This window comes from Streptomyces sp. NPDC031379, assembly GCF_055569615.1.
On the sequence record NZ_JBVIIT010000023.1, the window covers coordinates 115,961 to 137,906 of the forward strand.

Annotated in this window: 21 protein-coding genes, 1 tRNA gene and 1 pseudogene; 12 read left to right on the plus strand and 11 right to left on the minus strand. The window is 71.5% G+C overall.

Features of this window, described 5'->3' with window-relative positions:
* Nucleotides 1-73: 73 nt before the first annotated feature.
* From ACZ5CW_RS30070 to ACZ5CW_RS30085, 4 genes are read right to left on the minus strand one after another with little or no spacing between them, the layout of a single operon-like run.
* On the minus strand, nucleotides 74-2,479 hold the full coding sequence (locus ACZ5CW_RS30070) for a beta-xylosidase/alpha-l-arabinosidase (protein ID WP_468606837.1): 2,406 nt from the start codon (nucleotides 2,477-2,479) through the stop codon (nucleotides 74-76).
* Entirely contained in the window at nucleotides 2,476-3,294 is an 819-nt protein-coding gene (locus ACZ5CW_RS30075) for a carbohydrate ABC transporter permease (protein ID WP_468606839.1), read from the minus strand. Before ACZ5CW_RS30075 ends, ACZ5CW_RS30070 begins: the two co-directional genes overlap by 4 nt.
* Nucleotides 3,291-4,247, minus strand: coding sequence for a carbohydrate ABC transporter permease (locus ACZ5CW_RS30080; protein WP_468606841.1), 957 nt, complete (start codon nucleotides 4,245-4,247; stop codon nucleotides 3,291-3,293). Before ACZ5CW_RS30080 ends, ACZ5CW_RS30075 begins: the two co-directional genes overlap by 4 nt.
* A 7-nt stretch (nucleotides 4,248-4,254) precedes the next feature.
* Entirely contained in the window at nucleotides 4,255-5,559 is a 1,305-nt protein-coding gene (locus ACZ5CW_RS30085) for an ABC transporter substrate-binding protein (protein ID WP_468606843.1), read from the minus strand.
* Nucleotides 5,560-5,692: 133 nt separating this feature from the next.
* On the opposite strand from ACZ5CW_RS30085, the gene ACZ5CW_RS30090 reads away from it, so the two are divergent.
* From ACZ5CW_RS30090 to ACZ5CW_RS30100, 3 genes and pseudogenes are all read left to right on the plus strand, one after another.
* Complete coding sequence (locus tag ACZ5CW_RS30090) at nucleotides 5,693-6,715, plus strand: LacI family DNA-binding transcriptional regulator (RefSeq protein WP_468606845.1); 1,023 nt, start codon at nucleotides 5,693-5,695, stop codon at nucleotides 6,713-6,715.
* Nucleotides 6,716-7,034: 319 nt separating this feature from the next.
* Nucleotides 7,035-7,730: a glycoside hydrolase family 11 protein gene (locus tag ACZ5CW_RS30095; protein WP_468606847.1), complete on the plus strand. Its 696-nt coding sequence runs from the start codon at nucleotides 7,035-7,037 to the stop codon at nucleotides 7,728-7,730.
* Between the two features lie 61 nt (nucleotides 7,731-7,791).
* Nucleotides 7,792-8,472, plus strand: a pseudogene (locus ACZ5CW_RS30100) (polysaccharide deacetylase family protein); the annotation flags it as partial.
* A 17-nt stretch (nucleotides 8,473-8,489) separates the two neighbouring features.
* On the opposite strand, the gene ACZ5CW_RS30105 reads toward ACZ5CW_RS30100, so the two are convergent.
* A tRNA-Pro gene (locus ACZ5CW_RS30105) sits at nucleotides 8,490-8,563 on the minus strand.
* 105 nt (nucleotides 8,564-8,668) lie between these two features.
* Here ACZ5CW_RS30105 and ACZ5CW_RS30110 point away from each other — a divergent pair.
* Entirely contained in the window at nucleotides 8,669-9,175 is a 507-nt protein-coding gene (locus ACZ5CW_RS30110; protein ID WP_468606849.1) for a DUF309 domain-containing protein, read from the plus strand.
* 88 nt (nucleotides 9,176-9,263) lie between these two features.
* Nucleotides 9,264-10,037 (plus strand): precorrin-6A synthase (deacetylating), encoded by a 774-nt coding sequence (gene cobF / locus ACZ5CW_RS30115; protein WP_468606851.1) that lies wholly within the window; start codon nucleotides 9,264-9,266, stop codon nucleotides 10,035-10,037.
* A 62-nt stretch (nucleotides 10,038-10,099) separates the two neighbouring features.
* On the opposite strand, the gene ACZ5CW_RS30120 is transcribed toward cobF, so the two are convergent.
* Complete coding sequence (locus ACZ5CW_RS30120; protein ID WP_468606853.1) at nucleotides 10,100-10,846, minus strand: cobalt-precorrin-6A reductase; 747 nt, start codon at nucleotides 10,844-10,846, stop codon at nucleotides 10,100-10,102.
* A 60-nt stretch (nucleotides 10,847-10,906) separates the two neighbouring features.
* On the opposite strand from ACZ5CW_RS30120, the gene ACZ5CW_RS30125 reads away from it, so the two are divergent.
* The gene (locus ACZ5CW_RS30125; protein ID WP_468606855.1) at nucleotides 10,907-11,686 is read left to right on the plus strand and encodes a TIGR01458 family HAD-type hydrolase; all 780 of its coding nucleotides are present in this window, start codon (nucleotides 10,907-10,909) and stop codon (nucleotides 11,684-11,686) included.
* Here ACZ5CW_RS30125 and ACZ5CW_RS30130 read toward each other — a convergent pair.
* From ACZ5CW_RS30130 to ACZ5CW_RS30140, 3 genes are all read right to left on the minus strand, one after another.
* Nucleotides 11,675-12,451: a sulfite exporter TauE/SafE family protein gene (locus tag ACZ5CW_RS30130; protein WP_468606857.1), complete on the minus strand. Its 777-nt coding sequence runs from the start codon at nucleotides 12,449-12,451 to the stop codon at nucleotides 11,675-11,677. The genes ACZ5CW_RS30125 and ACZ5CW_RS30130 overlap by 12 nt on opposite strands.
* A gap of 62 nt (nucleotides 12,452-12,513) precedes the next feature.
* Nucleotides 12,514-14,025: a long-chain-fatty-acid--CoA ligase gene (locus tag ACZ5CW_RS30135; RefSeq protein ID WP_468606962.1), complete on the minus strand. Its 1,512-nt coding sequence runs from the start codon at nucleotides 14,023-14,025 to the stop codon at nucleotides 12,514-12,516.
* Between the two features lie 73 nt (nucleotides 14,026-14,098).
* Nucleotides 14,099-15,286: a thiolase family protein gene (locus ACZ5CW_RS30140; protein ID WP_468606859.1), complete on the minus strand. Its 1,188-nt coding sequence runs from the start codon at nucleotides 15,284-15,286 to the stop codon at nucleotides 14,099-14,101.
* A 154-nt stretch (nucleotides 15,287-15,440) separates the two neighbouring features.
* On the opposite strand from ACZ5CW_RS30140, the gene ACZ5CW_RS30145 reads away from it, so the two are divergent.
* The 5 genes from ACZ5CW_RS30145 to ACZ5CW_RS30165 all read left to right on the plus strand — a co-directional run bounded on the left by ACZ5CW_RS30145 (nucleotide 15,441) and on the right by ACZ5CW_RS30165 (nucleotide 18,835).
* The gene (locus ACZ5CW_RS30145) at nucleotides 15,441-16,250 is read left to right on the plus strand and encodes an alpha/beta hydrolase (RefSeq protein WP_468606861.1); all 810 of its coding nucleotides are present in this window, start codon (nucleotides 15,441-15,443) and stop codon (nucleotides 16,248-16,250) included.
* 173 nt (nucleotides 16,251-16,423) lie between these two features.
* Nucleotides 16,424-16,915, plus strand: a complete 492-nt coding sequence (locus ACZ5CW_RS30150) for a Dps family protein (protein ID WP_468606863.1) — start codon at nucleotides 16,424-16,426, stop codon at nucleotides 16,913-16,915.
* A gap of 31 nt (nucleotides 16,916-16,946) precedes the next feature.
* Nucleotides 16,947-17,291: a DUF3140 domain-containing protein gene (locus ACZ5CW_RS30155; RefSeq protein ID WP_468606865.1), complete on the plus strand. Its 345-nt coding sequence runs from the start codon at nucleotides 16,947-16,949 to the stop codon at nucleotides 17,289-17,291.
* Between the two features lie 22 nt (nucleotides 17,292-17,313).
* Nucleotides 17,314-17,970, plus strand: a complete 657-nt coding sequence (locus ACZ5CW_RS30160) for an endonuclease (protein WP_468606867.1) — start codon at nucleotides 17,314-17,316, stop codon at nucleotides 17,968-17,970.
* A gap of 67 nt (nucleotides 17,971-18,037) precedes the next feature.
* Entirely contained in the window at nucleotides 18,038-18,835 is a 798-nt protein-coding gene (locus ACZ5CW_RS30165) for an SAM-dependent methyltransferase (RefSeq protein ID WP_468606869.1), read from the plus strand.
* Between the two features lie 3 nt (nucleotides 18,836-18,838).
* On the opposite strand, the gene ACZ5CW_RS30170 is transcribed toward ACZ5CW_RS30165, so the two are convergent.
* The gene (locus tag ACZ5CW_RS30170) at nucleotides 18,839-20,437 is read right to left on the minus strand and encodes a caspase family protein (protein ID WP_468606871.1); all 1,599 of its coding nucleotides are present in this window, start codon (nucleotides 20,435-20,437) and stop codon (nucleotides 18,839-18,841) included.
* Between the two features lie 65 nt (nucleotides 20,438-20,502).
* Between ACZ5CW_RS30170 and ACZ5CW_RS30175 the strand changes: the two genes are divergently transcribed.
* Nucleotides 20,503-20,913, plus strand: coding sequence for a hypothetical protein (locus tag ACZ5CW_RS30175; protein ID WP_468606873.1), 411 nt, complete (start codon nucleotides 20,503-20,505; stop codon nucleotides 20,911-20,913).
* Nucleotides 20,914-20,989: 76 nt separating this feature from the next.
* On the opposite strand, the gene ACZ5CW_RS30180 is transcribed toward ACZ5CW_RS30175, so the two are convergent.
* Nucleotides 20,990-21,850 carry a Cof-type HAD-IIB family hydrolase gene (locus tag ACZ5CW_RS30180; protein ID WP_468606875.1) on the minus strand — a complete coding sequence of 287 codons (861 nt, stop codon included), beginning with the start codon at nucleotides 21,848-21,850 and terminating at the stop codon, nucleotides 20,990-20,992.
* Nucleotides 21,851-21,946 lie beyond the last annotated feature (96 nt).

Here is a 21,946-nt window from a genome sequence, read left to right on the forward strand (position 1 = left end):
GGGGCGGCCGGCCCGGTCGTGGGGGCCCGCGCACACCGGTGGGGCGCATCCGGGGCCGGCGGCGCGGCGTGGGTCAGGCAGCGGGGTGCGGGTGCGCCGGTGCCGGGCTCACCGCCTCCTGCTCGAAGCGCGCCTGGAATCTGCGGGTGTGGTCCACCGGGCGTTCGGGCCCGGTGAGGGTGACCGTCGCCGTCAGGCGGACGTCGGTGCTGGACGCCGCCAGACGCAGCTGAAGCTCGCCCGGCTCGACCACCCGCCGCCCGTCGCGGCCGGTGAAGGAGGCCAGGTCGGCCGGCACGGTCACCCGCAGGCGGCGCCTCTCGCCCGGGGCCAGCGGGACCCGCGCGTAGCCGACGAGACGCTGCACCGGCTGGACCACGGAGGCGACGGGGTCGTGCAGATAGAGCTGTACGACTTCGGTGCCGTGCCGCTCCCCCGTGTTGCGCACCGTGAAGGCGAGGGTGAACTCGCCGCCGGTGTCCGCCTCCGGCCGGCCGACCGTCAGGTCGCTCCAGTCGAAGGACGTGTAGGACAGGCCGTGGCCGAACGCGAAGGCCGCCGTGGGATCGATGTTGGACACGTCGCTGGCCTGGGCGAGCCGGGCACCGAGGTAGGTGGCGGGCTGGCCGCCCGCACCGCGGGGCACGCTGACGGGCAGCCGCCCGGACGGGTCGGTCCGGCCGCTCAGCACGCCGGCGATGGCACCGGTGCCCTCCACCCCGGGGAAGAAGGACTGCACGATCGCGGCGGCCTCGTCCGCTGCGCGCCCGAGCGCATAGGGCCGGCCGGCCAGCAGGACCGCCACCACCGGTGTGCCGGTGTCGAGCAGCGCGTCGAGCAGGCGCTGCTGGGCGCCGGGCAGCGCCAGGGACTCGGCGTCGCAGCCCTCGCCGCTGGTCCCCCGGCCGAAGAGGCCGGCGCGGTCACCGAGAGCCACGACGACGACGTCGGCCCGGCGTGCCACGGTGACGGCCTCGGCGATGCCGAACAGGTCGCCGTCGTCGACTCCGGTGCCGCGTGCGACGGTGAGTTCCGCGTCGGGGAACTCGCGCCCGAGGGCGTCCTGCAGTGTGGGCAGGTCGATGCCGGGCGGTGTCTGCGGGTGGTGGACGCCGACGTGCTGGGGGAAGGAGTAGCAGCCCAGAACGGCCGTGGGTTCGGTGGCGTTGGGGCCGATCAGGGCGATGCGGCGCGGCCGGCCGAGCGGCAGGGTGCCGTCGTTGGCCAGTAGGACGACGGCTTCCTCCGCGACGGTCCGGGCCAGCTCCCGGTTCTCGGTGGTGTCCAGGTCGACGGTGCCGCGCAGGGTGTCGGGGTCGTCCAGGTCCGCTCCCCCGAGTGCGGCCGGGACCGGGTCCCAGTCCGCGTCGAGCAGGCCGAGCCGCGCCTTCTGGACGAGCACGCGGCGCAGAGCGCGGTCGACGAGCGCCTCCGGTACCCGGCCGGCGGCGACGGCTTCGGCGAGGGGCGCGCCGAACGTCTTGACGGTGGGCAGTTCCACGTCGACGCCCGCGCGCAGGGCCGCTCCGGCGGCTTCGGCCCAGTCGCCGGCGAGGCCGTGGAGGGTCTTGAGGAAGGCGATGCCGAAGTAGTCGGCGACGACCGTGCCCTCGAAGCCCCAGGTGTCGCGCAGCAGCCCGGTGAGGAGGTCCTCGTCGGCTGCCGAGGGCATCCCGTCGGTGTCGGTGTAGGCGTGCATGACCGAGTCGGCCGCGCCTTCGCGCACGGCCATCTCGAAGGGGGGCAGGAGGATGTCCGCGCGCTCGCGCGGGCCCATGCCGACGGGTGCGAGGTTGCGGCCGGCGCGGGACGCGGAGTACCCGGCGAAGTGTTTCAGGGTGGCGACGACGCCGGCGGACTGCAGCCCCTGGACGTAGGCGGTGCCGATGCTGCCGACGAGGCAGGGGTCCTCCCCGATGGCCTCCTCGACGCGCCCCCAGCGGGCGTCCCGCACCACGTCCAGGACGGGCGCGAGGCCCTGGTGGACGCCGACGGACCGCATGTCGCGGCCGATGGCGGCGGCCATCCGGCGGATCAGGCCGGGGTCGAAGGTGGCTCCCCAGGACAGCGGGACCGGGTAGGCGGTGGCGCCCCAGGTGGCGAACCCGGCCAGGCACTCCTCGTGCGCCAGGGCGGGAATGCCGAAGCGGTTCGCGGCTGCGATCCGTGTCTGGGTGCGCAGCAGGGAGAGCGCGCCGAGCGCGGGGTCGACGGGCGCCGTACCGAAGGGGCGGGTCAGCTGGCCGAGGCCGGCCGGCAGGAGCGCGTCGAGGTCGACGGCGTCCTCCATGTCGTGCTGGTGCGGGGCGACTTCGCCGCCCTCGTCGGACGCGCCGACCCACACGCCGTACAGCTGGGCGGTCTTCTCCTCCAGGGTCATCGCGTCGATGAGCGCGGACACCCGGGTGCCGATGTCCTGGGTCGGGTCGTTCCAGAGGGGGATTTCGGGGGTGGTCTCTACGGCCACGTTGGCGGTCACTTTCCTCCCATGCCCATCAGGCCCTGGACGAGGGCCCGGCGTGCGAACAGGTAGACGAGCAGGACGGGCACCATGGACAGCGTCACGGCTCCCAGCAGGCCGGGGATGTCGATGCCGTGTTCGGTCTGGAAGTTGTACAGACCCAGGGTGATCACCTTGGTCGAGTCGGACTGGGTCAGGACGAGCGGGAACAGGAAGCCGTTCCAGGCCTGGAGCGCGGAGAACACCACGATCGTGGACAGGCCGCCGCGGGTGAGCGGGACGACGAGCTGGAAGAACATCCGCCGCGGGCTAGCTCCGTCCACCGTCATGGCCTCGAACAGCTCCGGGGAGATGTCGCGCATGGCCCCGCTGAGGATGAGCGCCGACATCGGCAGGCAGAACGCGGCGGTGGGCAGGATGACTCCGAGCAGGTTGTCGTACAGTCCCGCCTCGCTGATCAGGTAGAACATCGGGACGATGACGGCCTGGGCGGGGATGGCGAGGCCCAGCAGGAACAGCCGGAAGATCTGTGAGGTGACGCGGCTGCGGCTGCGGACGATCGCGTAGGCCAGGGGCGGTACCAGCAGCAGCACCACGCCGACGACGCAGACGGTGACGACGATGGTGTTGAGGAAGTACCGGCCGAAGCCCGAGTCGAACGCCCCGGTGTAGTTGTCGAGGGTGAAGTCGCCCGGGAAGGACAGCGGGCCGTTCTTCGCGTAGTCCTGCCGGGAGCGCAGGGTAGCGGCGAGCATCACGTACAGCGGCAGGCCCACCAGGACGAGCCAGACGATCGAGCCGGCTCCGGCCAGGTAGTTGGGGCGGCGCCTCATGACACACCCTCCATGGAGCTGCGCATCTTGTCGTAGCCCGAGACGCGGACGACGATCAGCGAGACGATCGTGGCCGCGACGACCAGGCAGAGGGCGATGGCCGAGCCGGCTCCGAAGTCGAAGCCCTTGAACGCCTTCTGGTACATGTAGTAGGCGCTGATCGTGGTGTCGGTGCCCGGTCCGCCCTGGGTGAGGATGAGCACCGTCTCGAAGGTGGTGAGCCCGCCGACGATCATCAGGATCATCGAGGTGATGACCGCATTGCGCAGCTGCGGCAGGGTGATGTGGAAGAACTGGCGGTAGCGTCCCGCGCCGTCGATCGCCGCCGCCTGGTACAGCACCGGCGGGATCGCCCGGGCGGCGCCCTGGTAGATGAGGGTGTGGAACGGTGTGAACTGCCAGGTGCTGACGAAGGCGAGCACTCCGATGGCCGGAGCCTGTTCGCCGAACAGGTTGCCGTCCCCGAAGAGCCAGGTCATCCGCGCGGGGATGCCGAAGTTCGGGTCGAGCAGCGCCCGCCAGAGCACCGAGACGGCGGTGGCGGACAGCAGCAGCGGGACGAAGTAGATCGCCGACAGCACGGCCCGGTTGCGCTGCTGTCCGGCGGCCCATACGCCGAGCACGATGCTCAGCGGGGTCTGGAGGGCCACGCCCAGGGCGGTGAGCAGCAGGGTGAGCCAGATGCTCTTGATCATCACGGGGTCGTCGAGGATGCGCTGCCAGTTGTCCATCCCCACGAACCGGGGTGAGCCCAGGCCGTTCCAGCTCATGAAGGACAGCACCGCGACCATGATCAGCGGGGCGAGGGCGAAGAGGGCGAAGAAGAGGGTGGCGGGCAGCGCCCAGAGGAAGCCCGGGCGCGTGCCGTGGGCGGCGTAGGAGTCCTCCGGCCGCCGCCGGGCCTTCCCGGGGGCCGCGGCGGTGGGCGGAGCGCTCGTGATCTGTGTGGTCATGAGCGGTTCATTCGGTCGGGAGGGCCTGCATGGCCTCGATGAAGCCGTCCGTGTCGAGCTGCCCGTTGAAGAACTGCTGGACGGCCTGGTGGATCGGCGTGATGGCGGACGGCGGGTACGCCTGGTCCCACGACAGCTGGAAGGACTTGGCCTTGGCTACGAGGTCGTACTGGAAGCGCGAGTACGTGGGGCTGGCCGAGGTGTCGAGGAACCGCGGGGTGTTCGTGGTCGTGGGCAGGTTGCCGATGGCCAGCTGGGCCTTGACGAACTCGTCGGAGTACATCAGCTTCAGGAACTCGGCGACCGCCTCGGGGTGCTTGGTCTTCTTCAGCACCGAGTAGAAGTTGTTGGTGTTGCCGACGACGTCGGTCGGGTCGCCCTTACCGCCGGGGATGGTCGGGAACGTGCCGTATCCGAGACCCTTGGCGGCGAAGTCCTTGGCGTCCTGCTGCTGTTGTGCGTAGTACCAGGAGCCCATCAGCTCGAAGCCGGCCTTGCCCTGGGCCACCAGCGCGGGCGAGGCGCCGTTGGTGTACTTCACCGAGTCGTAGTTCTTGCCGAAGGCGCCGGTGTCGACCAGTTCCTTCAGCATGCCGAGCGCCTTCTTGCTGTCCGCGCTCGCCCAGGCCTCCTTGTCGCCGCTCAGGGCCTTGCGGAACAACTCCGGGCCGGCGACGCGGTCGTAGACGTACTCGAACCACATCAGCGTCGGCCACTGGTCGCCGCCGCCGAGCGCGATGGGCGTGACGTCCTCGGACTTGAGCTTCCTGACGGCGTCGAGGAGCTGGTCCCAGGTCTGGGGCTGCTTCACGTCCGCCTTGTCCAGCACGTTCTGGTTGTGGAACAGCAGCACCGGCTGCGTGCCGCGCATGGGGATGCCGTAGGGCTTTCCGTCGACGACGGCGCTGTTGTAGACGCTGGGCAGGAACTTGTCGTCGAGGTTCGGGTCCTTCTTGACGAAGTCGTCCAGCGGCATCAGCAGCCCGGCCTTGACGAACGGCTGGATGCTGCCGCCGCCCCAGTTGAAGAAGATGTCGGGCGCTTGCGGAGTGTTGATGATCGTCTGCAGCTTCTGCTGGTAGTCGGCGCCGGGAATGGTGTCGAGAACGGCCTTGACGTCCGACGTCTTGTTGAAGGTCTCGACGATCTGTTTCTCGACCTTGTTGCTGGCGTCCCCGTAGACCAGCACGTGGATCTTGCCGTCGTTCGAGGAACCCGCGCCGCTTCCGTTCCCGCAGGCGGTGAGACTCGCCGCCAGCGCGACCGTCGCGCCGCAGGCGAGCACCCGGGGTATCCGTGCACGCATGATCATCCACCCTTCGAATGTTTCGGCTCTCAGACCGAAAGTCACGCGCTGGACAGTAGGAGCAGAGGGAAGGCAAGGTCAACGGTCGTGCACCTACGCGGCCAAACCGTTACCGGCCACAGTGGCCTATGCTGCGGCCATGCGCGAAGAAGCCCAGGTCGGTCACAGAGTCACCTTGGCAGTCGTGGCCAGGGAGGCCGGCGTCTCCCTTCCGACAGTTTCGAAAGTTCTCAACGGTCGTTCGGATGTCGCGCCGGCCACCCGAGCCAAGGTCGAGCGCCTTCTGGAGGTACACGGCTACCGCCGGCGCACCCCGGGACCGCCGCAGGCCCCGCTCATCGAGATCGTCTTCCACGAACTCGAGAGCGTGTGGGCGATGGAACTCATCCGCGGCGTGGAGAACGTCGCCAAGCGGAACGGCGCGACCGTGGCGCTCACCGAGAGCGGGACCCGGCAGGCCCCCGGACCCGAGTGGATCGGAGGAGTTCTGCGCCGCCGGCCCCTGGGCGTGCTCCTGGTCTTCTCCACGGTGCCGGAGGACGTGAAGAGGCAGCTGCGCTCCCGGGCCATTCCCTTCGTCATCGTGGATCCGGCGGGCGATCCCGACCCCGACGTCCCGTCCGTCGGTTCGGCCAACTGGGCCGGAGGAGTGGCCGCCACGCGCCACCTGACCGATCAGGGACACGAGCGCGTCGCCATCATCACGGGCCCCGAGGATCTGATGTGCTCGCTGGCCCGCCTGGACGGATACCGCTCGGCGATGGCGATGGCGGGTCACGAACCGGACCCGGGCCTGATGCGCTTCGGCGACTTCCACGTCCAGGGCGGCTTCGAGCACGCCATGGACCTGCTGCGGCGGCCCGACCGCCCGACGGCGATCTTCGCCGGGAGCGACCTGCAGGCGCTGGGCGTCCTGGAGGCGGCACGGGTGCTGGGCCTGAGCGTGCCCGGGGAGCTGTCGGTGGTGGGGTTCGACGACGTGCCGCCGGCCCGCTGGTCGAGTCCGCCGCTGACCACGGTGCAGCAGCCGCTCCAGCGCATGGCCGAGGAGGCGGCCCGGATGCTGCTGCGGCCCACGGACCCCAAGAAGGCCGCGCTGCGCATCGAACTGGCCACGCACCTGGTGATACGGCAGAGCACAGCACCGCCCACGGTCGACTGAAACACCCGTCTTGAAAGTTTCGAATCGCTCTACGAGTGCTGCGGAACGTCAATCACATGCCGCCTCTCCGCAACCCTCTACAACTGGGCTATTCCGGCCAGTTACATAGAGCTAAGGCGAAAGTTTCGATCTACTGCCCCAATAATCCCCGTTCAGTTTCGAGGATGTTTCGGAAACCGACGCATTGACCGCCGTTTCGGCGCGGGCGCATACTCTCCAGCAATCGAGCACCTCCCCCGGCCGGGACGCCTTCGCCCTCACCTGTGGCGCGTACATGACAATCCTTCGCGTGCCCGCCGGCCTTCACCCAGGAGGAAGCATGGACATGGACAACGCCCTCTCCCGCCCGATGAGCCGCAGGGGCTTCATCAACCGTGCCGGCGCCCTGGCGCTGGTCACGTCCGCGTCCGGGCTGCTGCTGCCCGGCACCGCCCACGCCGCCACGACCATCACCACCAACCAGACCGGCACCAACAACGGCTTCTACTACTCCTTCTGGACCGACGGCGGCGGGTCGGTCTCGATGACCCTGAACTCCGGCGGCAACTACAGCACCTCGTGGACGAACTGCGGGAACTTCGTCGCGGGCAAGGGCTGGAGCAACGGCGGCCGCAGGAACGTGCAGTACTCGGGCAGCTTCAGCCCGTCCGGCAACGGCTACCTGGCTCTGTACGGCTGGACCTCGAACCCGCTCGTGGAGTACTACATCGTCGACAACTGGGGCACCTACCGGCCCACCGGAACGTACAAGGGCACCGTCACCAGCGACGGCGGCACGTACGACGTCTACCAGACGACGCGGTACAACGCCCCCTCCGTGGAAGGCACCAAGACCTTCAACCAGTACTGGAGCGTCCGGCAGTCCAAGAGGACCGGCGGCACCATCACCACCGGCAACCACTTCGACGCCTGGGCCCGCTACGGCATGCGGCTGGGCAGCTTCAGCTACTACATGATCCTCGCCACCGAGGGATACCAGAGCAGCGGCTACTCCAACATCACCGTCAGCGGGTGACCGTCCCCTTCCGCCCGATCCCCCCACCGCGGTCACACCCCACACAAGGAGGACCACCCGCATGCGCGCCGCACCCCGCCACCTGCTGACCGGAGTGGCCGTCGCCGCGACGGCCGTGGCGAGCACCGTCACGTCCGTCGTCGACGCCGCCCCGGCGCACGCCGCCGCCTGCTACGGGTACGTCGGGCTGACGTTCGACGACGGCCCGTCCAACGACCACACCCCTGCCCTCCTCAACGCCCTGAGGCAGAACGGCCTGCGGGCCACGATGTTCAACGAGGGCCAGTTCGCGGCCGCCTACCCGGCTCAGGTCCGGGCCGAGATCAACGCCGGCATGTGGATCGGCAACCACAGCTACAGCCACCCGCATCTGACCCAGCAGAGCCAGGCACAGGTCGACGCGGAGATCTCCCGCACCCAGCAGGCGATCGCCGCGGCCGGCGGCGGTACGCCCAAGCTGTTCCGCCCCCCGTACGGCGAGACCAACGCCACCGTCCAGGCGGTGGAGGCCAAGTACGGCCTGACGCAGGTCATCTGGGACGTGGACTCGCAGGACTGGAACGGCGCGAGCACCGACGCGATCGTGCAGGCCGTGTCCCGGCTGTCAGGCGGCCAGATCATCCTCATGCACGAATGGCCGGCCAACACCCTGGCCGCCATCCCGCGCATCGCCCGGACACTGGCGGGCAAAGGTCTGTGCGCCGGCAGGATCTCCCCGGTGACCGGCCGCGCCGTGGCCCCCTGACCTGTTGTCGCAAGTCGGGACGACAGGATTTGAACCTGCGACCCCTTGACCCCCAGTCAAGTGCGCTACCAAGCTGCGCCACGTCCCGATGCACTCACTCGCGGTGACCCGCGTGATCGCGCGAACAGAACTTTACCCCACGTCCGGGGGTGCCCCGAAGAGGGCACCGGGCGGTACGGGGAGAATCGGCCGTATGACGAACGCGGGCGCATCGGACGGCAGGGACCGGGACGTGGCAGGGCGGGCTCGCAGCGCGCGGCCCCGGGACGGGCTCGGCCGACCGCTCCCCTACGGCACGGAGGGCGTCGAGCGGCAGCCGGAGGGGGTCGCGCGGGCGCCGCGGGAGACGGTCGCCGAGGCACAGGCGCTGCTGGACGCGGGGAAGCCGTTCCACGCGCACGAGGTGTTCGAGGACGCCTGGAAGTCGGGCCCGCAGCACGAGCGCACGCTGTGGCGGGGGCTGGCCCAGCTGGCCGTCGGGCTCACCCACGCGGCACGCGGCAACAGCGTCGGCGGGGCGCGTCTGCTGCGGCGCGGCGCGGGCGCGGTCGAGGAGTGGGCGGCGCAGCGGGGCGAGGACCGGCCGTACGGGATGGACCTCCCCGGACTCTCCCGGTGGGCTCGGGAGCTGGCCGGGCGCGTGGACCAGGGGCGCGGGCCGGTGGACGCGCGCGCCGAGGCGCCCCGGCTCGGCGCCTGACGCGTGCGTCCTCGCCTCCTGACGGGTGCGTCGGGGGCCGGGTGGAGGCGGTGCGGGCGCCGTCGGCGGCATGCGGCAGACTCGGGGCGTGCGAAAGATTCATGTCATCGGTATCGGCGCGGGCGACCCCGACCAGCTGACCCTGCAGGCGGTCAGGGCGCTGCGGAGCACGGACGTGTTCTTCCTGCTCGACAAGGGCGAGGTGAAGAACGACCTGACCCAGCTTCGCCGGGACATCCTGGACGCACATCTGGCCGAGGGTTCCTACCGGGTGGTGGAGGCCCGGGACCCGGATCGGGACCGGAAGGCGGGCGGGGCGGCGTACTCGCCGGCTGTCGAGGACTGGCGCAGTGCGCGCGCCGGGATCTACGAGCGGCTGATCGGCGAGGAGCTGGGCGAGGACGGCACCGGTGCCTTCCTGGTGTGGGGCGACCCGGCGTTGTACGACAGCACGCTGGGCGTTCTCCAGGAGGTGCTGGAGCGCGGCTCGGTGGCGTTCGAGTACGACGTCGTGCCCGGCATCAGCAGTGTCTCCGCGCTGGTCGCCCGGCACCGCACGGGCCTGAACCGGGTGGCCCGGCCGGTACAGATCACCACCGGTCGGCGGCTCGCCGAGGGCTTCCCGGAGGGGGTGGACGACGTGGTCGTGATGCTGGACGCCCACCAGGCCTTCACCCGGTACGCGGGCCAGGACATCGACATCTACTGGGGGGCCTACATCGGCACCCCGGACGAGATCCTCGTCTCCGGCCCGATCGCCGAAGCCGGTCCGCGTATCGAGCGGCTGCGGGCCGAGGCGCGCGAACGCAAGGGCTGGATCATGGACACGTACCTGCTGCGCAGGAACACGGCCGAGGACTGAGGCCCGCCGGGCGGGATCGTCGTCGGGACCTCGGGCTGCCGCGCGTGCCACCGGCGAGCGTGTCACGCGGGGCCGAACCCCAGCTTCTCCAGAACGCCCGCCACCTCGGGTACCGCCGTCACCCCGGCCGGCAGTTCGGGTCGCCGTACGACGACGACGGGCAGCCCGAGTTCCCGTGCGGCCGTCAGTTTGGCGGCCGTCGCCTCGCCTCCGCTGTCCTTCGTCACGACGACGTCGATCCGGTGGCCGCGCAGGAGCCGTGTCTCGTCGGCGAGGGTGAACGGGCCGCGTGCGAGAACCACTTCGGTGTCCGGTGGCAGCGGCGGCTCGGGCGGGTCCACCGAGCGCACGACGAAGTGCAGGTCCGCCAGGTGGGCGAAGGCCGCGAGGCCGAGGCGGCCGGTGGTGAGGAACACCCGGCGGCCCAGGCGGGGCAGTGCCTCGGCGGCCGCGGCCAGGGACGGGACAGGGTGCCAGTCGTCGCCGGGACCCGGGCGCCAGCCGGGGCGGCGCAGGACGACCGCGAGTACGCCGGTGGCCGCCGCCGCGCGGGCCGCGTGGGCCGTGATCGACTCGGCGAAGGGGTGGGTGGCGTCGACCAGGGCGTCCACCCGGTGCGTGCGCAGCCAGTCGGCCAGTCCCTGCGTGCCGCCGAAGCCGCCGATCCGGACCTCGCCCGCCACCGCCCCCGGCCGGGCGACCCGGCCGGCCAGTGAGGTGGTGACCCGGACACCGGGGCGGGCGGCGAGGTCGGCGGCGAGGCGGCGGGCCTCGGTGGTGCCGCCGAGGATCAAGACGTGCGGGGGCATGGGAGTGAGGGTAGCCCGGTCGTGCGGGCCGGTCCGCGGCCCGGTCGCTACGGTCAAAGCATGGAATCCGTGCGTGCCGTCCTGATCGACATCGACGGTGTTCTCACCGTCTCCTGGAAGCCGTTGCCCGGCGCGGTAGAGGCGCTGCGCGGGATCCGCGCGGCCGGTCTCGGCGTGGCCCTGGTGACCAACACGACCTCCCGCAGCCGCGCGTCGATCGCCGGAACCCTGTCGGGGGCCGGTTTCGAGGTGGCCGCGCAGGACGTGCTCACCGCGCCCTCCGTGACGGCCGCTCATCTCGCCGAGCACTTTCCGGGCGCCCGCTGCGCCCTCCTCAACAGCGGGGACATCGGGGAGGACCTCGGTGACATCACCCTGGTCGACGACCGTCCCGACGTGGTCGTCCTCGGCGGTGCCGGGCCGGAGTTCGACTACGCGGCACTGAACCGGGCCTTCGGCCATCTGCAGCGGGGTGCGCGGCTGGTCGCCATGCACCGCAATCTGTACTGGCGGACCGAGGCCGGGCTGCAGCTGGACTCGGGGGCCTTTCTGCTCGGTCTGGAGCAGGCCGCGCGGGTGGAGGCGGAGGTCACGGGCAAGCCGTCGCGGGCGTTCTTCGGGGCGGCGCTGGCCCGGCTGGGGGTGGGAGCGGACGAGGCGGTGATGGTGGGCGACGACATCGAGTCGGACGTGCTCGCGGCCCAGCGGGCCGGGATCACGGGGGTGCTGGTGAAGACGGGCAAGTACCGGCGCGAGACGCACGAGCACGCGAGCGGCACACCGGACCACGTCGTGGACTCCTTCGCCGACCTGCCCGGGCTGCTCGGACTAGCGCAGTAGCAGCTGTGCCCCGCCCACGATCGTCGCCGCGATCACGAGTCGTTCGAAAAGTCGCTGGTTGATCCTGTTCACAGCCCATTTGCCGAACAGCGCGCCGGGCACGACGAACACCGCGAGCGCGGCGTCAAGGAGCAGCGAACGGCCGTCGATCAGGCCGAGGCCCACGCTGAACGGCACCTTCGAGACGTTGACGATCAGGAAGAAGAACGCCGACGTGCCGAGGAAGCCCAGCTTCCTGAAACCGGCGGACAGCAGGTACATCGACATCACCGGCCCGCCCGCGTTGGCGACCATCGTCGTGAACCCGCCGAGCACGCCGTACGAGCGCGCCTTCATCCGGCCCGCCCGGGTCGTGACCGCGTCCGGTTCGCCGGCCGTCGCGTCCTCCCGCCGCCGACGCCACAGGGTGACGCCGGCCATCAGCAGCAGGATCACCCCGATCGAGATCCGTACGATCCCGTCGTCGGCCCACACCAGGAACAGTGTGCCGACCACCACGCCCGCCGCGACGGCCGGGAACAGCCGCCACAGCGTGGGCCAGTGCGCGTGCCGCCGGTAGGTGAGGACGGCGAGCACGTCGCCGGCGATCAGGACGGGCAGCAGGACGCCGGTGGAGGCCCGGGCGGGCAGGACCGCCGCGAAGATCGCGAGACTGACCGTGTTGGCCCCGCTCACGGCGGTCTTGGAGAAGCCGACGAGCAGGGCCGCGAAGGCGAGCGCGGCGAACTCCCAGCCGGATATGTGCCAGAGCGTCATCGTGTTCATGCGGGGACCGATGCTATGCGCACGCAACGGGCCGGCGTAAGGACCGTCTCGCCGATCGGTCCCTACCGTGTCGTGTACCGCGCCCGCAGCTCCCGCTTGAGGACCTTCATGCTCGGCCCGAGCGGCAGCGCGTCCGTGAACTCCACGCGCCGCGGGTACTTGTACCGGCCCAGGTGCTCCTTGGACCACTCGGTGAGGGCGGCGGCGTCGGGCGCGGTACCCGGCGCGGCGACGACGACGGCGCACACCTCCTCTCCGTGCAGCTCGTCGGGCAGGCCGATGACGGCGACCTGGGCGATGCCGGGGTGGCGCATCAGCACCTCCTCGACCTCCCTCGGGTACACGTTGTAGCCCCCGCGGATGACGACGTCCTTCTTGCGGTCGACGATCCGCAGGAAGCCGTCGTCGTCCTTGGTGCCGAGGTCGCCGGTGCGGAACCAGCCGTCGACCATGGCCTCCGCGGTGGCCTCGGGGCGGCCGAGGTAGCCGGAGAAGACGTTGTGGCCGCGGATGACGACCTCGCCCAGCTCGCCGGCCGGCAGCAGTTCGACGCGGTCCTCCACCTCGGCGCGGGCGATCTCCACGTCGATGCCCCACAGCGGGTGCCCGATGGTGCCGGGCCGGGTGCCGAAGACGGGCTGGTTGACGGTGGCCGTGGGCGAGGTCTCCGACAGCCCGTACCCCTCGTAGATCTGCGCCCCGAACGCGGCCTCGAACCGTTCCAGCACGGCGACGGGCAGCGAGGCCCCGCCCGAGACGCACACGCGCAGCGCGGGCAGCGCGGGAGCGTCCGCGGCCGCCGCGGCGAGCGCGACGAACATGGTCGGCACGCCGTGGAAGGTGTTCACGCCTTCGGCGACCATCAGCTCGATCGCGCGTGCCGCGTCGAAGCGGGGCAGCAGGACGAGGGTGGCGCCCGCCCGCCAGGTGGAGTTGAGGGAGACGGTCTGGCCGAAGGCGTGGAACAGGGGCAGCGCGCCGAGGGCGATGTCGTCGGCGTGGATGTCGTTGGCGTCGAAGGCGTTGACGGTCGCGTTCATCACCAGGTTGAAGTGGCTGAGCACGGCGCCCTTGGGGACGCCGGTCGTACCGCTGGTGTAGAAGATCACGGCGGGGTCGTCGGCGGCCCGGGTGAGGTACGAGGAGAGCGGCGTGGCTTCGGCCGCCAGCTTGTCGAACTCCTCGCCCAGGGTGACCGCGCGGACGCCGGTGGCGGCGGCCGCGGCCCGGCCGGTCTCCGCCTGGGCCGGATGCACGAGCAGCAGCGTCGCGCCGCTGTCCCGCAGGACGTGCTCGACCTCCCCGGCCGAGAGCAGCAGGTGCACGGGGACCACGACACCGCCGGCCGCGGCGATCGCGTAGTACGCGACCGGGAACTCGGCGGTGTTGGGTGCCATCAGCGCCACCCGGTCGCCCGGCCGTACGCCGAGGCCGGTGAGCGCGCCGGCCCGGGCCAGCGCCTGCCGCCACACCTCGGCGAAGGTGAGCCGCAGATCGCCTTCGACGAGAGCCGTCCTCCCGGGGCGGCGCCTGGCGTTCTCGGCGAGGATGGACGCGACGGACAGGGTTGCCATGGGGTGGTGCTCCGTTTCCTTGCTGCGGCTCATGTACCGATTCCCCTTGCGGGGAGCCCCCGTCGACGCGCGGCTAGTGCCTCTCGACCAGCACCGCGCTGCCCTGGCCCACCCCCACGCACATCGTCGCCAGCCCCCGCTCCGCGCCCGTGCGCCGCATCCGGTGCAGCAGGGTCGTCAGGATGCGGGCGCCGGAGCAGCCGAGCGGGTGGCCGAGGGCGATGGCGCCGCCCGTGGGGTTCACCAGGTCGGGGTCGATGCCCAGCTGGTCGACGCACGCCAGTGCCTGCGCGGCGAACGCCTCGTTGAACTCGGCCTCCTGCAGGTCACCGGTCTCCCAGCCGGCCCGGGCCAGCGCCTTGCGGGTGGCGGGGACCGGCCCGATGCCCATCACGTCGGGGTGGACCCCGGCGGAGGCACCCGCGACATAGCGCCCCAGGGACTCGAGGCCCAGTTCGTTCAGGGCCTCTTCGCTGACCAGCAGCAGACCGGCCGCCCCGTCGTTCATCGGCGAGGCGTTGCCCGCCGTGACCGTGCCGCCCTGGCGGAAGACGGGCTTGAGACGGGACAGCTTCTCCAGCGAGGTGTCCTCGCGGACGCACTCGTCCTGCTCCACCACGACGCCGTCCGGGCGCTCGACGGGCAGGATCTCGTCGTCGAAGTGGCCGTTCTTGCGCGCGGTGGCGGCGAGCTGGTGGCTGCGCAGGGCGAAGGCGTCCTGCCGTTCACGGGAGATGCCGTGGCGCTCGGCGACCTCCTCGGCGGTCTCGCCCATCGACAGCAGGCCGTGCAGGTCCTTCATGGCGGGGTTGACCAGGCGCCAGCCGAGCCGGGTGTCGTGGGTCTCGATGCGGTGCGGCAGCGCCTCGTCGGGGCGGGGCAGCACGAAGGGGGCGCGGCTCATGGACTCCGAGCCGCCCGCGATCAGGATGTCGGCCTCGCCGGCGGCGATCGTCCGGGCGGCGATGGTGACCGCTTCCAGGCCGGAGGCGCACAGCCGGTTGACGGTGGCGCCGGGCACGGACTCGGGGAGTCCGGCGAGCAGGGCGGCCATGCGGGCGACGTTGCGGTTGTCCTCGCCCGCCTGGTTGGCAGCGCCCCAGTAGACGTCGTCGATCCGCCCGGGGTCGAGGGCGGGCACGTCGGCCACCAGGTGGCGGATCACGGTGGCCGCCAGATCGTCGGGCCGCACGGAGGACAGGGCTCCGCGCAGCTTGCCGATGGGGGTGCGGCGGGCGGCCGCGAAGTGGACGGGGCGCACGGCGGGACTCCTGACCTACGACGCTGTGGATCAGCTGGGGTCGCGGTCGGTCCGCGGCCCCACTTAATTAGCACTGCTAGTTTTGGACTATAGACCCCCGACCCGCTCACTGGGAAGATCCCCCCGGAGCTTCACCGAGGCAGCTGGAGGAGACATGCCCCACGTCCGCGAGCACGTGCTGGACGGCACCCGCGGCGCCGTGACCGTACGCGAGTGGCCGCACCCGGCACCCCGCTTCCTGGCGCTCCTGGTGCACGGCTACGGCGAGCACGTCGGCCGGTACGAGGAGTTCGCCGCCGTGCTCCGCGGTCACGGGGCGGCCGTGTACGGGCCCGACCACATGGGTCACGGCAGGTCGGCGGGCGAGCGCGTCCTGATCGAGGACTTCGAGGACGTCGTCACCGATGTGCACGCCGTCGCGGACCTGGCCCGCGCCGCGCACCCGGGCCTGCCGCTGGTGCTGGTCGGCCACTCCATGGGCGGACTGATCGCGGCCCGCCACGCCCAGCGGTACGGGCCGGAGCTGAGCGCGCTGATCCTGTCCGGACCGGTGATCGGCACCTGGGAACTGCCGGGGCGGCTGCTGGCCCTGGACGAGATCCCGGACACCCCGATCAGCCCGTCCGCGCTCTCCCGGGACCCGGCCGTGGGCGCCGCCTACGCCACCGATCCACTGGTGTGGCACGGGCCGATGAAGCGGCCGACGCTCCAGGCGTTCGTCCGGACCCTGGAGACCGTCGCGAAGGGCGGCGACGTCGGCCCGCTGCCGCTGCTGTGGCTGCACGGGGGCGACGACCGGCTGGTGCCGCTGCCGGGCAGCCGGGTCGGCGTGGAACGCCTCAGCGGCGGCCGGCTGACCGAGCGGATCTTCCCGGGGGCCCGGCACGAGGTGTTCCACGAGACGAACCGGGAGCAGGTCTTCGCCGAGGTGATCCGCTTCCTGGACGCCGCACTGCCCCGCTGACGGGCCCCGCGCTGCCCCGTCGACGGACCCGCACCGCCCCGCCGGCGGCCCCTCTCTGCCCCGCCGGCGGCCCGGCACGCCCCGCTGATCAGGCCTGTTTGCACCTGCCGACGCTGGGCACCCGCCCCTTCGGACGTGACCGAAGACCACTGACGAAAGGGGACCGACGCACCATGACCGTGGTCAAGAGCACGCTGCCCGAGGAGGCGCTCGCCGTCACCGGGACCGCCCTGCAGGAGACTCTGGTCGACCTGCTCGGACTGTCGCTGGTCGGAAAGCAGGCGCACTGGAACGTCGTGGGCCCGCGGTTCCGGTCGATCCACCTCCAGCTGGACGAGGTGGTGGCGACGGCCCGTGCCCACTCGGACACGGTCGCCGAACGCGCCGCCGCGCTGGGCGTGCCGCCGGACGGCCGCCCGGAGACCATCGCCGCGACCTTCGCGCTGCCCGGCACCAAGGACGGCTGGCTGCGTGACACGGAGGTCGTGGGGCTGATGGTGTCGTCGCTGGAGACGGCCGTCGGCCGGCTGCGCAAGCGGATCGAGGCGACGGAGAAGGCCGACCCGGTCACCCAGGACCTGCTGATCTCCATCACGGCCGACCTGGAGAAGCAGCGCTGGATGTTCGAGGCCGAGAACCAGCCGCGCGACGACGCCTCCAGCTGACGCACCCGCTCCCGCACGGAAGGGGAAACCCATGGCCGACGCCCTCGAACTCGACGCGCTGTGGGAGGACTTCCACCGCGTGGTGAACATGACCTCGACGGAACTCGCGGCCTGGCTCAGGGTCCGGGACGCCGACGAGGAGGCCGAGCCCCTGCCCGAGCAGGCGGGCACGCCGACCGGACAGCATGTCCTCGCGATCCTCCAGAAGCGCCGCACCGACCTCACCGACGACGACGTCCGGGTGATGCACGAGGTCGTCGACACCGTCGGTGACCTCGTGGACATGGAGAACGAGCCCGAGCCGGAGCGCACGCCGCAGGACACGCGCCGCCGGCACCGGCTGATGACACTCGGCCACGACCCGCTCAAGCCGTGAGCCACGCACCGGAGCCGTTGCCATGAGTTCCGCCGACAAGGACGAACGGGTCGTGCGCGAGCTGGTGTCCGAGTACGGGCGGACGTACGCCGAGGAGGCGGGCATCCGCCTGAAGGACACCCCCCAGCCGCTGTACCGGCTGCTCGTGCTGTCCCTGCTGCTCAGCGCCCGCATCCGGGCCTCGGTGGCGGTGGCCGCCGCGCGGGCCCTGCACGAGGACCACCTCGACAGCCCGCGCCGCATGGCCGACGCCGACTGGCAGCGGCGGGTGGACGCGCTCGGCCGGGGCGGCTACCGGCGTTACGACGAGCGCACGGCGACCCAGCTCGGCGACGGCGCCGAGCTGTTGCTCGACCGCTGGCACGGCGACCTGCGCCGGCTGCACGAGGAGGCGCACGGCGACACCGGCGCACTCAGGCGGCTGCTCCAGGAGGAGCCCGGCGTGGGCCCGGCCGGCGCCGACATCTTCCTGCGCGAGGCACAGCGGGTGTGGCCGGAAGTGGCGCCCTACCTCGACGGCAAGGCTCTCTCCGGGGCCGAGCGGCTCGGTCTGCCGAAGGACCCGGACACGCTGACCGAGCTGGCCGGAAAGGCCGAACCGGCCGTTCTGGCCGCCGCGTTGGTGCGGGCCGCACTCGACAAGGAGGTGGCCGAAGACTGTCTCCGCCGCGCCGCATGATCGTGTCAGACTGCTGCCCGCACGTCCCGGAGCGACCACCGGGACCCGCCGAGCGGAGGAGCAGTACGTGACGGGGACCGAGCCGGCCGCACAGCACATCGACACCACCCGGCCGCATCCGGCCCGGGTGTACGACTGGTACCTCGGCGGCAAGGACAACTACCCCGTCGACGAGGAACTCGGCCGCCGGATCGCGGCGATCGACGCGGGTGCCGGCCGGGCCGCGCGCGCCAACCGGGCGTTCATGCACCGGGCCACGCGCGCGCTGGCCGAGGGCGGCATCCGCCAGTTCCTGGACATCGGCACCGGCATACCGACCGAGCCCAACCTGCACCGGATCGCCCAGTCGGTGGCACCGGACGCGCGCGTGGTCTACGTCGACAACGACCCGATCGTGCTGGCCCACGCGAGCGCGCTGCTGCGGGGCACACCGCAGGGCGTCACGGAGTACGTGCAGGCGGACGCCCGCGACCCGCACACCATCCTCCGGCGCGCCGCGGACGTCCTCGACCTCGACCGCCCGGTGGCCCTCTCCCTCATCGCCCTGCTGCACTTCGTCGCCGACGAGGACGGCGCCCACGACCTCGTGGCCACCCTGGTGGAGGCGCTGGCACCGGGCAGCCGCCTGGTGCTGTCGACGTTGACGGCCGACTTCGAGCCGGAGAACGTCGAGAAGGGCATCGCGGCGTACACGGCGGGCGGAGTGACGCTGGTGGCGCGTTCCCACGCCGAGGTGTCCGCCTTCTTCGAGGGACTCGACCTGCTGGAGCCGGGCATCGTCTCGGTCGCCGACTGGCGCCCCGAGGGCCCGGCGGAGGGAGACGGGCCGATCTCGCTCTACGGAGGCGTGGGCGTCGTCCGCTGACGATCACCGGTTCGGGTCGCGCACGGCAGACTGCGGCCGGCCACCGTGGAACCGGCTCAGCGCGCGGCCGATCGGGGACGGTCTCCCCTCGGCGGGCCGGGTCCCGTCCCCCAGCAGGGCGCTCACCAGGGCGAGGCCCGCCCCGTAGAGGCTCAGCCCGGGAACGGCTCCGTGCACGATGGAACTCACCGCCGCGGGCAGCAGGCTCATCGCGGCCGTGGCGGCGTACTGCCGGTCGGTGGCCCGGAAGTACCAGCAGATCATCATCAGGGCGCTGAGCAGCGCCTGGAACAGGGTGCTCGCGTCGAAATCACCGAACCCGAGGTTCTCGCTCGGTGCGAACACCCCGGCGAAGCACACCACGGCCCCGGCGAGGAACAGTGCGTCGTGTGCGCGCTGGGCGACCGTCGCGACGGCGAGGAACGCGATGGTGCCCTGCAGCAGGGTCTGCTCGTCGTAGTTGAGCCCGACGACCAGCACCGAGCACAGCCAGAGCGCGCCGAAGCCGAGACCGAGGCAGAACCGTACGGCTCGTACCGCACCGCGTCTCCGGGAGGTTCCGGGGACCAGTGACTCGACCACGCACCAGAGTGCGGACAGGACTGCCAGAACACCGCAGCCCAGGAAGAAGAACTCCTCGTCGGCCGAACGGAGGTACAACTTCTGCCAGACGTCATAGGACAGCGCGGAGAACAGCGCGGCCAGCAGGCTGGAGAGGAGGACCATCCTCCAGGACAGCCGGTCTCCCAGTGACGGCCGGCCCTGCGAACCGCCCCGTGCGAGGAGCGGCAGGCCCTGGGTGAGGAACCCGGCCGGCCCCGGAGCCGGTTCGCCGTCCGGCACGCCGAGTGCGCCGGCGTCCGGGGCGGCGGCCTTCCCCGGGCGCGGGGCGGGACGCCTCGCGATGACGGCGTCCGCCGCGCCCTTGACATTGCGCTGAGGTTGCGGGAGCCCCGCCGGCATCGCTTTGAACGTGTAGTCGTACACGTCCTCCACGGTGACCGCCGTGCTCTCGGCCGATCGTGGCCGGGCCGCGCGCAGCGCTTCGACGAGGACCCGGGTGAAAGGGCTCGGAATGCCTTCCTTCTCCGCGTCGGCCGCGGTTTCGGCGGCTCCCGAGGCCGTGATGACGAAGCGGCCCTTTCCCGCGAGGAGTTCGGGTGAGACCTGGGGGGCGGTGCCTTTGAACGCGCCCGCATGACAGCAGTCCAGGACGACGATCCGGCTCCGCGCCGGAGAGGTGTCCATCATGGCCTTCAGGTCCGCGCCGGAGAAGCTCGTGGACATCAGCTGATCGTGCAGGACCGTGTCCCGGGCGCACAGCTGGACATTGGACCGGCCCTTCTTGCCGTGTCCGCTGTAGTAGAAGAGCAGCACGTCGTCGGTGCCGCAGCGGCCGAAGAACCGCTCGGCCGCCTTGAAGATCTCGTCCTTGTCGCAGTCGAACAGGACTTCCACGTTCTCCGGGGCGAAAAGTCCCGTCTCCGGGTCCGTGAGGGCGGACCACATCGCCAGTCCGTCCCGCACCGGTCCGAACAGCCTGGGCAGCCTCACGGGCTCCAGCGGAAAGACCGCATTGCAGACCAGCAGAGCGCGGTACACGTCACCCCCCGTACCCCTAAGATCAGCTCAGAGTACTCGCATCACATGGATCGGGGGCAACGTTCATGCCGAGCACCGAACTCGTCGTCAAGCTCGACGTCGCGGGGATCGACCGGGACCATCCACTCGCCGAACAGGCCGAGGAGGAATTCCGGGAGGACGCCCACGACGTCGCCGGTCTCCGTCTCCAGGAACGCTCGACCCCCCTCGACGGCCGGAAAGGGACACTGAGCGAGTTGGTGCTCGTCCTGTCCGCACCCTCGGTGGGTACCGCCGTCTATCAGCTGCTCAAGCTGTGGCTGGAACGGGATCAGAAGCGGTCGGCGGAGGTCACCGTGATCAAGCCGGGTGAGGAGCCGTTCATCGTGCGGGCGTCCGGCGAGAAGATCTCGCTCGGCGTCCTGGAGGAAAGCCTGAAAGCCGGTGTCGAGGGTGCCGTAGGCCGGTCGGCGGACTCCGGGCCGACCGGAGCGTGACGCCCTCGCGCAGGCGACCGCGAAGAGCGCGCACGCCCGTGTCCGGCCGGGCCCGCCGGCCGGCCGGACACGGGCGTCACAGGGTGATGCCGAGCAGCCGGGCGATGGTCCTCGGCACGCCGTCGTCGTTGTTGGACGGGGCCAGGTGGCGGGCCCGGCGGACGACCTCCGGGTGGGCGTTGGCCATCGCGAAGGACCACTCGGCCGCGTCGAGCATCTCCAGGTCGTTGAGGTAGTCGCCGAAGACCACGGTCTGCGCGGGAGTGATGCCGAGCGCGCGCTGGAGCCCGCGCAGGGCGGTGCCCTTGTCGGCGGTGCGGTTCATGACGTCCACCCAGTGCTCGCCGGAGACGACGACCTGATGGGTGCCGGCGAACTCCGCCAGGGCCGGCGCGGTGGAGTGCTCGGCGGACCCGAAGTCGAAGAGCGCGACCTTGATCACGTCGTCGTCGACGGCGGTGACGTCCGGCACGATCCGGTGCTCGACGTAGTACTTGCGCACCTCGGCCAGGAACGCCTCGTCGGTCCGCTCCACGTACGCCGACCGCTTGCCGCACACCACGGCCCCGACGTCCGCGCCGTCCGTGACCAGCCGCCGCACCGTCCGGGCCACCCCGGCGGCGACCGACTTCTCCAGCACGTCGGAGCTGAGTTCCACGCCGTCACGGACCACGTACGTGCCGTTCTCCGCGATGAACACCATGCCCTCGGCGACGTCCGCGAACTGCCGGGCCAGCGTGGCGTACTGGCGGCCGCTCGCCGGGCTGAACAGCACCCCGCGCCGGCGGAGTTCGGCGAGCATCGGCCACAGCCCGTCGGGGATCCGCTTGGCGTCGTCCAGCAGCGTGCCGTCCATGTCGGTGACGATCAGCCGGATGTCCACGGGGCCGGCGGGCAGGCCGGGAGCGTCGAGGAGGGGCGTGGGCGTGGCGGGCATGTCCTGCTTCCGGCCGGGGACGGGTACCGGACCAGTGTTCCTCATGGGCCGGAACGTCCCGAAGGCGCCCCGAACCGCCCACGGTGCGCGGTTCCC

Coding starts and splice junctions, on each gene's coding strand:
- ACZ5CW_RS30075 (WP_468606839.1), bottom strand. CDS start 3,294: ATGAGGCGCCGCCCCAACTACCTGGCCGGAGCCGGCTCGATCGTCTGG.
- ACZ5CW_RS30080 (WP_468606841.1), bottom strand. CDS start 4,247: ATGACCACACAGATCACGAGCGCTCCGCCCACCGCCGCGGCCCCCGGG.
- ACZ5CW_RS30085 (WP_468606843.1), bottom strand. CDS start 5,559: ATGATCATGCGTGCACGGATACCCCGGGTGCTCGCCTGCGGCGCGACG.
- ACZ5CW_RS30090 (WP_468606845.1), top strand. CDS start 5,693: ATGCGCGAAGAAGCCCAGGTCGGTCACAGAGTCACCTTGGCAGTCGTG.
- ACZ5CW_RS30095 (WP_468606847.1), top strand. CDS start 7,035: ATGGACATGGACAACGCCCTCTCCCGCCCGATGAGCCGCAGGGGCTTC.
- ACZ5CW_RS30110 (WP_468606849.1), top strand. CDS start 8,669: ATGACGAACGCGGGCGCATCGGACGGCAGGGACCGGGACGTGGCAGGG.
- ACZ5CW_RS30120 (WP_468606853.1), bottom strand. CDS start 10,846: ATGCCCCCGCACGTCTTGATCCTCGGCGGCACCACCGAGGCCCGCCGC.
- ACZ5CW_RS30125 (WP_468606855.1), top strand. CDS start 10,907: ATGGAATCCGTGCGTGCCGTCCTGATCGACATCGACGGTGTTCTCACC.
- ACZ5CW_RS30130 (WP_468606857.1), bottom strand. CDS start 12,451: ATGAACACGATGACGCTCTGGCACATATCCGGCTGGGAGTTCGCCGCG.
- ACZ5CW_RS30135 (WP_468606962.1), bottom strand. CDS start 14,025: ATGGCAACCCTGTCCGTCGCGTCCATCCTCGCCGAGAACGCCAGGCGC.
- ACZ5CW_RS30145 (WP_468606861.1), top strand. CDS start 15,441: ATGCCCCACGTCCGCGAGCACGTGCTGGACGGCACCCGCGGCGCCGTG.
- ACZ5CW_RS30150 (WP_468606863.1), top strand. CDS start 16,424: ATGACCGTGGTCAAGAGCACGCTGCCCGAGGAGGCGCTCGCCGTCACC.
- ACZ5CW_RS30155 (WP_468606865.1), top strand. CDS start 16,947: ATGGCCGACGCCCTCGAACTCGACGCGCTGTGGGAGGACTTCCACCGC.
- ACZ5CW_RS30160 (WP_468606867.1), top strand. CDS start 17,314: ATGAGTTCCGCCGACAAGGACGAACGGGTCGTGCGCGAGCTGGTGTCC.
- ACZ5CW_RS30175 (WP_468606873.1), top strand. CDS start 20,503: ATGCCGAGCACCGAACTCGTCGTCAAGCTCGACGTCGCGGGGATCGAC.
- ACZ5CW_RS30180 (WP_468606875.1), bottom strand. CDS start 21,850: ATGCCCGCCACGCCCACGCCCCTCCTCGACGCTCCCGGCCTGCCCGCC.